The sequence below is a fragment of the Pedobacter sp. V48 genome, assembly GCF_000523515.1.
In the GTDB taxonomy this organism is placed as follows: domain Bacteria; phylum Bacteroidota; class Bacteroidia; order Sphingobacteriales; family Sphingobacteriaceae; genus Pedobacter.
Window position 1 is genome coordinate 101,746 of the sequence record NZ_AWRU01000008.1, and the last position, 12,380, is coordinate 114,125.

Annotated in this window: 10 protein-coding genes and 2 pseudogenes; 9 read left to right on the forward strand and 3 right to left on the reverse strand. The window is 37.2% G+C overall.

What is annotated here, in order from left to right; all coding sequences use genetic code 11:
• Window positions 1-14 precede the first annotated feature (14 nt).
• The 5 genes from rpe to N824_RS09700 all read left to right on the forward strand — a co-directional run bounded on the left by rpe (window position 15) and on the right by N824_RS09700 (window position 6,495).
• On the forward strand, window positions 15-686 hold the full coding sequence (gene rpe / locus N824_RS09680) for a ribulose-phosphate 3-epimerase (RefSeq protein WP_048904953.1): 672 nt from the start codon (window positions 15-17) through the stop codon (window positions 684-686).
• Window positions 687-706: 20 nt separating this feature from the next.
• The gene (locus N824_RS09685) at window positions 707-3,106 is read left to right on the forward strand and encodes a TonB-dependent receptor (RefSeq protein ID WP_048904954.1); all 2,400 of its coding nucleotides are present in this window, start codon (window positions 707-709) and stop codon (window positions 3,104-3,106) included.
• A gap of 50 nt (window positions 3,107-3,156) precedes the next feature.
• Complete coding sequence (gene serC, locus N824_RS09690) at window positions 3,157-4,224, forward strand: 3-phosphoserine/phosphohydroxythreonine transaminase (RefSeq protein ID WP_048904955.1); 1,068 nt, start codon at window positions 3,157-3,159, stop codon at window positions 4,222-4,224.
• 11 nt (window positions 4,225-4,235) lie between these two features.
• Complete coding sequence (locus N824_RS09695; protein ID WP_200869860.1) at window positions 4,236-5,186, forward strand: D-2-hydroxyacid dehydrogenase; 951 nt, start codon at window positions 4,236-4,238, stop codon at window positions 5,184-5,186.
• 64 nt (window positions 5,187-5,250) lie between these two features.
• Window positions 5,251-6,495: a DUF1015 domain-containing protein gene (locus N824_RS09700; protein ID WP_048904956.1), complete on the forward strand. Its 1,245-nt coding sequence runs from the start codon at window positions 5,251-5,253 to the stop codon at window positions 6,493-6,495.
• A gap of 138 nt (window positions 6,496-6,633) precedes the next feature.
• On the opposite strand, the gene N824_RS09705 is transcribed toward N824_RS09700, so the two are convergent.
• Both N824_RS09705 and N824_RS09710 read right to left on the reverse strand, forming a co-directional pair.
• The gene (locus N824_RS09705; protein ID WP_048904957.1) at window positions 6,634-7,146 is read right to left on the reverse strand and encodes a hypothetical protein; all 513 of its coding nucleotides are present in this window, start codon (window positions 7,144-7,146) and stop codon (window positions 6,634-6,636) included.
• Between the two features lie 54 nt (window positions 7,147-7,200).
• Window positions 7,201-7,980 (reverse strand): annotated as a pseudogene (locus tag N824_RS09710) (S-adenosyl-l-methionine hydroxide adenosyltransferase family protein).
• Window positions 7,981-8,082: 102 nt separating this feature from the next.
• Between N824_RS09710 and N824_RS09715 the strand changes: the two are divergent.
• The 4 genes and pseudogenes from N824_RS09715 to N824_RS09730 all read left to right on the forward strand — a co-directional run bounded on the left by N824_RS09715 (window position 8,083) and on the right by N824_RS09730 (window position 11,413).
• Window positions 8,083-9,048 carry a PhoH family protein gene (locus N824_RS09715; protein WP_048904959.1) on the forward strand — a complete coding sequence of 322 codons (966 nt, stop codon included), beginning with the start codon at window positions 8,083-8,085 and terminating at the stop codon, window positions 9,046-9,048.
• A gap of 35 nt (window positions 9,049-9,083) precedes the next feature.
• Complete coding sequence (locus N824_RS09720) at window positions 9,084-10,037, forward strand: phosphoribosylaminoimidazolesuccinocarboxamide synthase (protein ID WP_048904960.1); 954 nt, start codon at window positions 9,084-9,086, stop codon at window positions 10,035-10,037.
• A gap of 78 nt (window positions 10,038-10,115) precedes the next feature.
• Window positions 10,116-10,502, forward strand: a complete 387-nt coding sequence (locus N824_RS09725; RefSeq protein WP_048904961.1) for an STAS domain-containing protein — start codon at window positions 10,116-10,118, stop codon at window positions 10,500-10,502.
• Window positions 10,502-11,413 (forward strand): annotated as a pseudogene (locus tag N824_RS09730) (ribonuclease Z). The gene N824_RS09725 and the pseudogene N824_RS09730 overlap by 1 nt, the downstream one beginning before the upstream one ends.
• On the opposite strand, the gene N824_RS09735 reads toward N824_RS09730, so the two are convergent.
• Window positions 11,414-12,364: an MlaD family protein gene (locus N824_RS09735; RefSeq protein ID WP_048904963.1), complete on the reverse strand. Its 951-nt coding sequence runs from the start codon at window positions 12,362-12,364 to the stop codon at window positions 11,414-11,416.
• Window positions 12,365-12,380 lie beyond the last annotated feature (16 nt).

A 12,380-nucleotide genomic window follows, 5' to 3' on the forward strand; every position in this document is an offset into this window, starting at 1 on the left:
AAAACACATTCCTCATGAAACACCTTATTGCTCCCTCTTTACTTTCCGCTGATTTTGCTAACCTGCAACGTGATATTGAAATGGTTAATTCGAGTGAGGCAGACTGGTTTCATGTAGATGTGATGGACGGTGTGTTTGTGCCAAATATATCTTTTGGTTTTCCGGTAATGGAAGCGGTAAAAAAATACGCAACAAAGCCTTTGGACGTGCACCTGATGATTGTTAATCCTGATCAGTATATTGAGCGTTTTGCAGCTGCAGGAGCGTCGGTAATAACCGTGCATTATGAAGCTTGTACTCACTTGCACAGAACGGTTCAGGCAATTCATGCAGCTGGTTGTAAGGCAGGTGTTGCAATTAACCCTCACACCCCTGTGGCCTTACTTAAAGATGTTTTGGTTGATCTGGATTTGGTACTTGTTATGTCGGTAAATCCAGGGTTTGGTGGCCAAAAGTTTATTCCTAATACGCTGAATAAATTAAGGGAGTTAAAAGCGATGGCATCAGTTGTTAATCCTGATCTGCTAATAGAAGTTGATGGTGGGGTAGGGATACAAAACCTGGCCGATCTGATTCAGGCAGGTGCCAGTGTTTTTGTTGCGGGAAATGCCATTTTTGGTGCTCCTTCTCCTTCGGTCATGATCTCTGAATTAAAGCAACTTGATGCACAACTGAAATCATCATAGCCCACAGCTTTGTAACATAAATGTATAGACTCTATCTGCTGCTCCCCCTTTTACTATTTGGTTTTACATATGTAAATGCACAACCTCTTGTAAAAGTGTCGGGCCTAATTACAGATGATCTGAAGAGTCCATTACCTATGGTAACCATTAGTGTAGTTGGACAAAATCAGTCGACTGCTTCTGATGATAATGGGATCTATAATATTTATTCAAGTACTACTTCCTTTACATTGAAATACAGCCTGTTAGGTTATAAATCTGTTTTGGTTGAGTTTAAATATGGTAAGGCTGGCAGGATTATTCAAAACGTTTCTTTAACACGAAATATAAACGAGCTGGAGCAGGTTACCATCACCACAAAGCAGAATCAACTTCGTAACAGCACCACGATTAATATTGCAGATATTGCTTCTATACCCTCGGTTTCTGGTAATTTTGAAGTAGTTCTTAAAACATTGCCGGGCGTATCTACCAATAACGAACTAAGCGCTCAGTATAGCGTTAGGGGAGGTAATTTTGATGAAAACCTGGTATATGTAAATGATGTTGAAATTAGCCGGCCTGTATTGATTAGGAATGGACAGCAGGAGGGGCTGAGTTTCATTAACAGTGATTTGTTAAGCTCTGCTAAGTTTTCTACAGGTGGCTTTGAATCTCGCTATGGTGATAAACTATCATCAGTCCTGGACGTGAGATATGATAGGCCTGATAGTAGTGAAGCCGTATTGAATCTTGGTATGCTGGGGGCCGGGTTTAGTTCTAAGATTTTAAATAAAAACAGCTATTTGCTCGCCGGATTGCGGTATAAAAACAATACGAGCATACTAAACAGACAAGATAATAAGGGGAGCTATGCACCTAATTTTACCGATGCACAACTGATTTATCATCAAAATGTTTCGTCTAAAATGAGTGTGGATTTTTTAGGGAGATTTAACAGTGGTATCTTTAAGTTAATACCAGAAAGCAGAGAAACCCAGTTTGGTACATTGAGTACTGTGATGCGCTTGCAAACTGATTATAGCGGGAAAGAAGTAGATGATTATCAGACTGCGGGGGGAGCGATAACCTTTGCGTTCTATCCTAAATCGAATTTGGTTATAAAATGGATAAACAGCTATTTTAATACCCTTGAAAGGGAAAGGATAGACATAGAAGGGAGATATGTGTTTGATGAGGTTAACAATAGCTTTGCTAATGGAAACTTCGGTTCTGTTAGCATCAACAAGGGTGTAGGAAAATATATAAATTATGCCCGTAATAACCTGGAGTCAGAAAACTTTAGCTCGGAGGTAAAGGTTGATCAGGATTATGAAAACCATACATTTTCATTGGGTTTAAGGTTTGAAAACAAGAAATATATTGACAATTTAAACGAGTATAGTCTAATAGATTCTGCCGGATATATACAGCAGGGAGGGCTAAATGATTTCTATCAGGATAACCTTATTAATGTTAGAAATGACCTGGCAATTCAATACTACAGCGCCTATATTCAGGATAGTTATGCCTTATCAACTAATTCAACCCTTCAGCTTGGCGTAAGAGGTAATTATAATACTTTGAGTAAGCAATTTCTTCTTAGCCCAAGGCTGCTTTTGGCCTACAGACCATCGAGCAATAATAAAATTATCCGGTTTACTGCGGGGGTATATCAGCAGGCACCCGATTACAGGAGTATCAGGGATTTTAATGGGGTGCTTAATTTAAATCAGCAGGCCCAAAGATCGTACAACATATCCGCAGGTTTGGACTATGCATTCGATGGGTTGGGAACACGCCTGAAGTTTACTTCTGAGCTTTATTTTAAATATCAGGACAGGCTTATTCCTTATATGATGGATAATGTAAGGATCAAATATCTGGCCGCAGAGCTGGCAAAAGGTTATATCTATGGAGCAGACTTGAGTATAGGTGGTGAGTTTGTAAAAGACTTGGTATCGTATTTCAGAATGTCTTTAATGAAGGCCAATCAGAATATCTTCAATGATGAGCGGGGTTATTTAAAAAGGCCAACCGATCAAAGGATTAACTTCTCAGTTTATTTTCAGGATAGATTGCTGAACAGCCCTACTTATAAAGTGCATTTAAATATGATGTACGGTTCTAAATTGCCGGTAGGAGCACCTCTTATACGTCGTTATTCCGATAATTTTAATATCCCTGCTTATAAGCGCGTGGATATTGGATTTTCTAAAGATTTTTTAGACGATGCAGGAATAAAAAAACCGAGGTTGCTGGATAAATATTTTAGTTCGTTTTCTGCTCATTTAGAGGTATTTAATTTGTTGAATATTAACAATACGGTTTCATATTTATGGCTTAAGGATGTAGATAACGTACAATATGCTATTCCTAATTATTTAACTGGCAGACAACTAAATTTGAAATTGATCATAAAGTTCAAGAATTCGAAATAATAAATAATATAAAACTGTTACATTTACAAGCATTAAAAATCACTATAAAAATGAGACACAATTTCGGCGCAGGCCCCTGTATTTTACCTCAGGAAGTATTTAAGCAAGCAGCACAAGCAGTTCTAGATTTTAAGGATGGTTTATCTATTCTGGAGATCTCTCACCGCACATCTGAATTTGAAGGTGTGGTAGCAGAAGCAGAAAAATTAGTTAAGGAATTATTAAATGTACCTTCCGGATATTCTGTTTTATTTTTACAAGGCGGTGCAAGTTTACAGTTTGCGATGGTTCCAATGAACTTATTACCTGAAGGAAAAGCTGCCAGTTATCTGGAAACAGGCGTTTGGGCAAACAAAGCTATTAAAGAGGTATCTACTTTTGGTAAAGCAAACATTGTTGCTTCTTCAAAAGAATCAAACTTTACCTTTATTCCTAAAGATTATAGTATTCCTGAAGACAGTGCATATTTCCACTTCACTTCTAACAATACTATTTACGGAACAGAAATGTTCAGCTTACCTGAAACCAGTATTCCTGTAGTTTGTGATATGTCTTCAGACATTATGAGCAGGGTTATTGATGTTTCCCAATACGATTTGATCTATGCAGGAGCTCAAAAAAATATCGGTCCGGCTGGTTTAACTGTAGTAATTGTTAAAGACGAGATCCTAGGTAAATCAGGCAGAAAAATACCTTCTATGCTTGATTATAAAGTGCATATCGATGGTGGTTCTATGTATAACACGCCTCCGGTATTTTCTATATATGTAGCTATGCTTAACTTAAGATGGTTGAAATCTAAAGGAGGCGTTGCTGAAATTGAAAAAGAAAATATAGCAAAAGCCAGAGCTTTGTATACTGAGATTGATAGAAATCCATTGTTTAAAGGAACTTGTGCTGTTGAAGATCGCTCTAGAATGAATGTTTGTTTTGTAATGGAAAATCCAGAGCTTGAAAAACCATTCTTGAAATATGCTGAAGAAAATGGAATTGAAGGTATTAAAGGACATAGAAGTGTTGGTGGTTTTAGAGCTTCTATATACAATGCTCTTCCAATTACAAGTGTTCACGCACTGGTTGAATTAATGCAGAATTTTGCTGAAAAACACACCAATTAAAATAGAAATTAATGATTAAGATACTTGCAAACGATGGGATAGATCCTATCGGTAAAGCGTTATTAGAAAAAGCGGGTTTTGTAGTTGATACTGAAACAGTACCTCAGGATCAATTGGCTGAAGCTTTAAAGAACTATGATGGTATTACAGTTAGAAGTGCCACCAAATTACGTAAAGAATTGATTGATCAGGTGCCTAACATTAAACTGATTGGCAGAGGCGGGGTAGGTATGGATAATATTGACGTTGAATATGCCCGCAGTAAGGGTGTTGCAGTGGTAAATACACCTGCTGCTTCTTCGTTATCTGTTGCGGAACTGGTATTTGCACATTTATTTACTGGTATCCGTTTTTTACAGGATTCAAATAGAAAAATGCCTGTTGAAGGAGCCACTAAATTCAATGCTTTGAAAAAAGCATATGCAGGTGGTGTTGAACTTCAGGGTAAAACTATGGGTATCATTGGTTTTGGTCGTATTGGCCGTGAAACTGCTAAGGTTGCCCTTAGATTAGGTATGAATGTATTGGCTTATGATCTTTACCCTGCTGAAGGTACTTTGCCTTTGACTTTCCAGGGTGGTGTTTCTGTTGAGATTCCATTCAAAACGGTATCATTGGATGAGGTAATTGCAAATAGTGATTTCATCAGCTTACATACTCCATTTGCAGATAAGCCTATTTTAGGAGCAGAAGAGTTTGCAAAAATGAAACAAGGTGCTGGTGTGGTGAACTGCTCAAGAGGTGGTACTATTGATGAAGAAGCATTAATTGCTGCTTTAGACAGTAGTAAGGTATCTTTTGCTGGTTTGGACGTGTTTGATGATGAACCTACACCTAGAGCTGCAATTTTACAACATGCTAAAATCTCTTTAACTCCTCATATTGGAGCTGCTACTAATGAAGCTCAGGAACGCATAGGCGTTGAACTTGCTTCATTAATTATTGAGCATTTTAATAAATAAGAACTTATATCCCGTCATCTCGCCTCTAGAGCGAGACGACGGGATATAACTAATAATCAAATGTATGCCTACGATTAAGCCCTTTTGTGCGCTTAAACCTGCAGTACATTTACAATCATTGGTTGTAACGCGACCGCTTGAGAATTATAGTACGGGCGAAGCAAGGTTGATCGCTTCAGAAAATAAATGTACTTTTCTTCATCTGATTAATCCGGAACTCGATAATCCATATCTAAGGGGAACAAGAGAGGAGTTGGTTTATAAAAAGATCAGCGAGAATCTTGAGGGCTTCATTGAGCATCAATTTCTTATTAAACAGGACAGACCTGCGATTTACATTTACAGAGTGAAACACAATGATCTGGTGCAAACAGGCATCTGGACACTTACTCATATTGAAGATTATTTACAGGGGAGGATAAAGAAGCATGAGTCGACCGTAGAGCGCAGGGAGAGGCTTCTGGCTGATTATCTGCAACAAACCGGACTAGATGCTAATCCCGTACTAATTACCTACCACCCTGATCAGATTATAGATTCCATTACAGACAAGTACACCAGGCTTAAGGCAGACCTTGATTTTACATTTGCAGATGGTACAACACATCAGGTATGGGCTGTTAGTCATAATCCGGATTTGAATGATCTGGTTGCTGCCTTTTATGATATTCCGTTTGCTTACATCGCCGATGGTCACCATAGGGCAGCATCAATGGCAAAGATGGGTTTACATAAGCAAGCTTTAAATAAGGAACGTCATACTGGAACCGAAGGGTATAATTATTTTACCACAGTTTATATGAATACCAGAGAGGTTAAAATACTGGAATTTAACAGACTGGTTAGAGACCTTGGTGATCTGAATCCTGAATCACTGATTGAATTATTAAGACAGTCATTTTTAATACAAGAATCGCCAGATGCGGTTAAGCCGGATCAATTACATATGATTGGGATGTATTTTGATAAAAAATGGTATGTGCTTGAGCCAAAAAAAGAAATCTATGATGAAAATGATCCTGTTAAAGCGCTAGATGTAAGTATTGTACAGGATTATATTTTAGGCCCTATATTAAATATAAAAGATCCCAGGACTGATGCTCGAATTACTTTTGAGGGTGGAAGAACTCCGGTTTCTGAACTCCAGCGTAAGGTTGATAACGGCCTTTATGCATTGGCTTTTACTTTGTTCCCTGTTTCGATAAATCAGGTGATTGCGGTAGCTGATGTTAATGGTATAATGCCTCCCAAATCAACTTGGGTTGAACCCAAATTTCTGGTAGGGCTATTGACCAATTACTTTAATTAAGCGACTGAGTTAAAACCCAATACCTATAGCCTAATATTGCTTTTTGAAACGTAGTTAGTTTTATTGGGTCTTTTTTATACAGACTTGGTAAAATAGCTTTGTTAATTTTTACAAGAATTTTAAAGACTGCTGTTTTCATTATGCTTTTTTAAGTTTTTTGTAGAATAAATAACAGGCTACAAACAAAGTAAGTGTCAGAAACATAACTATGTAATTGGTAATTTGTTTTTCTTTATTTGCAGCAGCATAATCATTTTTTAGCTGGACGTGCTGATCTTGTAGTTTTTTTATTGAGGCTTTATAGTTTTCAATTCTATCGTTGGTGCTATTAGCTTCATTTTTGACACGTTTAACTTCCTCATCTTTGTAGTCCATCAGTATTTTAAGCTCTTTAAAGACATTGTTGTCATTTAGAACTATTTGACGCAGTATTTCATTGGAGTTTTTTATATCACCTTTTGTTTGGAAGCCAAATATTCCTGTTTTACTATCCAAGCTTTGATCGTACTGACCAAATTTGGCACTTCTTTCTTTAAGAAGGGCGTTTACTTTTAATCTTTGTGTTTGATAAGCGCTGGTGTCCGTTTGAAATGTTGCGGCTTGTAATGAGGTGCTAAAAAAGAAAATAATAAACAATACGTTTTTGATCATGTTTAAGTGTTTTTAAGGGACAAGCAAACTCCATGCCTGATGGGAAATGCATGTTTAAGGATGAAATTCGATCCGGATAATGTCGTTAAGGTGTAGACCTAATAATCCGCTGGCCTTTCCTTTGTTAATGGCAATTTCAAGATGGTTACTGATGCCAAACAGGCACAGTTTTTCTCCTTCAGGTACTTCATTATAATGCCAGCTTAACTGCGTAATGGTTTCACTTTTTCTGAAATACAAGGTGAACTCGCGGTTACGCTGAATTTTTGTGAAAAGATCTTTTGTGATGTTGGTTATTACATTGCAGAAGGTGTCGATATAGATTACGCTGCCTCTGATGATGTCGCGTTCAATAACCGGATTTAACAACATTCTTTCTTCAATACTTTCTGTGGGTACACCAATGTCCTTCAGCTTAGCACCTTTGGCAAGCTGCGTTGCAGCTTTAACAAAAATATCAACCAGAGGAAAATGAAGATATTTAAGGTCCTGCATAATATTTAGCTCCACAATCTCTTCGGGCTTCTCATTAAAAAGTAAAGAGAAAATTCCATTATCAGCACCTACAAAGAAATGATCTTTATGTTTTAGTGCAATATATTTTGTGTTTTCACTAAATACAGAATCAATGCCAATAAGGTGAACAGTGCCTTTTGGAAAGTATGGATAAACGTTCTTTAAAACGAATGCAGCGTGTGAAATATTGAAAGATGGCACTTCATGGGTTACATCAACAATGTTAGCTGTAGGCAGGATACTCAGGATAYTNNCMTTWWSSSCAGCCTGATAGAAATCTTTAGAACCTAAATCTGTTGTTAAAGTAATAATGGCCATTAAAAATTGAATATTTATTCTTAATCTTGCGTAGGTGGTAAAACGCGTACAAATATTCAACTTTTAAATCAAAATATACACTCCAATCTAAAAAACAATATTTTGAACGAACTAAAATTAACATTAGAATCGGTAGATCCGGTACAATTTTGGGGTGCTAATAACGAGCATTACGAGCTTGTTAAAAGTGCTTTTCCAAAATTAAAGATTGTGGCAAGAGGAAACGAAGTAAAGGTACTAGGTGACGAACAGGAACTTAAAGTTTTTGAAAAGAAGTATGGTCAACTGATTAGTCAGTTAGAGAAGTATAGCTCTTTAACTGCGAATGATGTAGAGTCTATTTTGGTTTCAAAGAAAATACAGTCGGCCGACGAACCCGCTGCTGAAAAAGCAAGCAATGGGGGAGGCGGAGAAGTCATTGTGTTTGGTACCAATGGTTTAATGGTAAAAGCGAGAACCGCTAATCAGCGGAAGATGGTTGAGAGCATTAATAAAAATGATGTGCTTTTTGCTATCGGCCCTGCCGGAACCGGAAAAACTTACACAGCCGTTGCCCTTGCGGTAAGAGCATTAAAAAATAAAGAGATCAAGCGTATCATCTTAACCAGACCTGCCGTTGAGGCGGGAGAGAATCTTGGGTTTTTACCCGGAGATTTGAAGGAAAAGGTTGATCCTTATTTACGTCCATTGTATGATGCGCTGGACGATATGATCCCTGCCGAAAAACTTAAATTATATATTGAAAACAGAACGATCGAGATTGCTCCACTTGCATTTATGCGCGGAAGGACGCTTGATAACTGCTTTGTAATTTTAGATGAGGCACAGAATTCTACTGATTTGCAATTGAAAATGTTTTTGACCCGTATGGGACCATCAGCTAAATTCATCGTAACAGGCGATATCACACAAATAGATTTACCGAAAAAGCAGATGTCGGGTTTACATAACGCACTGCGCATTCTTGAAGACATACCAGGTATTGATATTATTTATTTAACAGGTGAAGATGTGGTAAGACACAAACTGGTTAAAAGAATATTGAAAGCCTATGGTGATATTCAGTAATTTAAATAATCAATAAAAGCTTTTTAGCACATAGCATGACAGCAATTAAAGAAACAAATTTTAGCTTCCCTAAGCAGACAAATTTTTACAAAGGAAAAGTGAGAGATGTTTATACCATTAACAACCAATTTATGGCAATGGTAGTAACAGACAGGATATCTGCATTTGATGTGGTTTTACCTGAGGCAATACCTTTTAAAGGACAAGTATTGAACCAGATAGCGGCTAAATTTTTAGGTGCAACAAAAGACATTGTTCCGAACTGGGTTATTGATGTACCTGATGAAATGGTTACCATCGGACGTATTTGTGAGCCGTTTAAAGTGGAAATGGTAATTAGAGGTTATTTAGCAGGACATGCCTGGAGAGAGTACAGCGCCGGAAAGCGCAGTGTTTGCGGAGTGGCCTTGCCAGATGGTTTAAAGGAAAATGATAAATTACCTAAACCAATTATAACACCTACAACTAAGGCCTCTGTTGGGCATGATGAGGATATTTCTAAAGAAGATATTTTAGCTAAAGGCATTGTATCTGTGGCAGACTATACTCATCTTGAAAATTATACCTACGCGCTGTATGAGCGTGGTACGCAAATGGCTGCTGAGCGAGGTCTAATCCTTGTAGATACTAAATATGAATTCGGTAAAGTTGGTTCAGATATTTATTTAATTGATGAGATTCATACTCCAGATTCTTCACGTTATTTTTATGCAGAAGGTTACGCAGATAGACAAGATAGTAATGAACCACAGAAACAGTTATCTAAGGAGTTTGTAAGGAAATGGTTAATCGAAAACGGTTTTCAGGGTAAGGATGGGCAAGCCATTCCGGTGATGTCTGTTGAAATTGTGAACTCAATATCTGATCGTTACATTGAACTTTATGAACAAATAACGGGGGATCAGTTCGTGAAGAATGAGACAGCTGATGTGGTAAGCAGAATAGAAAAAAATGTAACTGATTCTATAAGTAAACTCTTATCGGCGTAGGCATCTAATCTACTTCAATAATTAAATAAATCAGAGAATTTTAACTACATTCGTAATCAAACTAAATAAATCAATATCATGAAATTTTCAGTAGATAAGCATGAAAAGTATGTTGTTTTGAAACTTAATGAATCAAAGTTTACAAACGATAATACACCGAAATTGAAATCTGAATTTATCTTATTGAATACAGAGGGATATCGTAATATCGTATTAGACTTATCGGCTATAAAGCAATGTGATGATTCTCAGGATCTGAGCAGTTTGCTTGTTGGAGACAGACTTTGTAAGAAATCTAATGGCCTGTTTATTGTAACGGGAATAAATGAGGTGGTGGCTAAAATATTGGAGATGTCCAATTTAGACCAGTCGCTAACAATCGTGTCAAAACTTGATGAAGCAACCGATCTAATCTTTATGGAAGAAATAGAAAAAGAGTTGTTGGGAAGCGTAGATAAGGATTAATGAAATTTGAGATTACTATTTTAGGGAGCAGCTCTGCCACCCCCGTATATAATAGAAATCCTACAGCACAGCTTTTAAATKRCRMTSWWMAGTTTTATTTGATTGACTGTGGCGAGGGTACTCAGCAGCAGTTGATCAAATACGGCTTTAAAGCTAGTAAGATAGATTATGTGTTTATAAGCCATTTACATGGCGATCACTACTTTGGTCTAATAGGTTTGCTTTCCAGTCTGCACTTAAACGGACGTGTTAAGCCTATTAAGATATTTGCACCAGAACCCTTACAGGAAATACTGGCCCTTCAATTTAAATACTCAGAAACGGTCATCAGGTATCCGATAGAGTTTGTGGTAACTCAGGCTAATGCATCTGTTCAGATTTTTGAAAATGCGGATCTGGTTGTTGATAGCTTTGTTTTAAATCATAGAATTCCATGCACAGGATTTAAGTTCACTCAAAAGAAACGGCTGCGTAAGCTCATTGTTGAAAAACTTGAACAGGAGCAGATTGATATTGAGTATTATCCTTTGCTAAAAAGGGGTGTTGACCTTAATTTACCTGACGGCAGAGTTATCCTAAATAAGGATTATACTACTGACTCTGATACCCCTAAAATATATGGGTATTGTTCTGATACATTGTTTGACGAAGGATACTTTGGCCACATTGCAGATTGTGATTTGCTATATCACGAGGCTACATTTTTACATGAAATGCTGGATAGAGCAAATATAACACATCACACAACGGCTTTACAGGCCGGTGAGATCGCTAAAATAACCGGAGCTGTAAAATTGCTTATCGGACACTTTTCGTCAAGATACAAGACATTGCAGCCTCTTTTAGATGAAGCAAAATCTGTTTTTGAGAACACTGAACTTGCAATAGAAGGTAATACTTATACTATTTGATTACTTATCCTTTTTACCACCACCAAATATGGAGAAGTGAACATAACGTTTTGGATTCGCTTTCAGATCTATCATCAGGTTATCAAGACTTTTAGACGCGTTGTTTAGGTTGTCGTACATTTTCGTATCGTTAACTAACAGGCCTAGTGTTCCTTCACCATTATTGATTTTACCTACTATGGTTTGAAGATCTACAACAGCTTTATTTGCATTGTCTATTGTTTGTTTGAAATTTGCTGCAGCTACCTGATCTGTAATTGAATTGATATTGTTCAATATAGCAGATATTTTGGCATTGTTCTGTTTTAGATTGCCCGAAATTGCTTCTACATTAGCAAGAATTGCAGATATACGGGTGCCTTCTGAACCAACAAGATTATCAACCTTTTTAGAGGTAGATTCTAAAGAAGAAAGGGTAGAGGCTATGCTGTTAAAGCTTTTATCCACATTCTTTTGGAAATTGGGATTCAAGATTGAGTTTACACTTGTTAATATGGAGTCCATTTTCCCAATAATCAACTCAGCCTTTTTCTGAACTGGCTGCACGGTTTCAAGAATTCCTTTTTGAACATTTGCATTCAATGTATCCCCATCCTGAGCAAAGTCATTTCCAGTGCCTAGGGCCATTACAATTGCTTTACTTCCTAAAAGGTCTGTGCTTTCCAGCTTGGCAATACTATTTCTTGGAATCTCATATTTGCCTTTGATTTTCAGCGTGGCAACAATTGAACCGTCTGTTTGTAATTCCAATTTATCTACACGGCCAATTTGATAGCCATTAATCAAGACCGGTTTCGATACCGCAAGACCATCAACACGCGAATATTTTGCATATAAAACAGTTTCACTTGAAAAAATGGCATTTCCCTTTAAAAAATTATAGCCTATAATTAACAGGGCAATAGAAAAGGCAGCTAGTATGCCTACTTTGGTTTCATTTGCTATCTTCATTCAGTGTATGTTCTTG

Coding starts and splice junctions, on each gene's coding strand:
- rpe (WP_048904953.1), top strand. CDS start 15: ATGAAACACCTTATTGCTCCCTCTTTACTTTCCGCTGATTTTGCTAAC.
- N824_RS09685 (WP_048904954.1), top strand. CDS start 707: ATGTATAGACTCTATCTGCTGCTCCCCCTTTTACTATTTGGTTTTACA.
- serC (WP_048904955.1), top strand. CDS start 3,157: ATGAGACACAATTTCGGCGCAGGCCCCTGTATTTTACCTCAGGAAGTA.
- N824_RS09695 (WP_200869860.1), top strand. CDS start 4,236: ATGATTAAGATACTTGCAAACGATGGGATAGATCCTATCGGTAAAGCG.
- N824_RS09700 (WP_048904956.1), top strand. CDS start 5,251: ATGCCTACGATTAAGCCCTTTTGTGCGCTTAAACCTGCAGTACATTTA.
- N824_RS09705 (WP_048904957.1), bottom strand. CDS start 7,146: ATGATCAAAAACGTATTGTTTATTATTTTCTTTTTTAGCACCTCATTA.
- N824_RS09720 (WP_048904960.1), top strand. CDS start 9,084: ATGACAGCAATTAAAGAAACAAATTTTAGCTTCCCTAAGCAGACAAAT.
- N824_RS09725 (WP_048904961.1), top strand. CDS start 10,116: ATGAAATTTTCAGTAGATAAGCATGAAAAGTATGTTGTTTTGAAACTT.
- N824_RS09735 (WP_048904963.1), bottom strand. CDS start 12,364: ATGAAGATAGCAAATGAAACCAAAGTAGGCATACTAGCTGCCTTTTCT.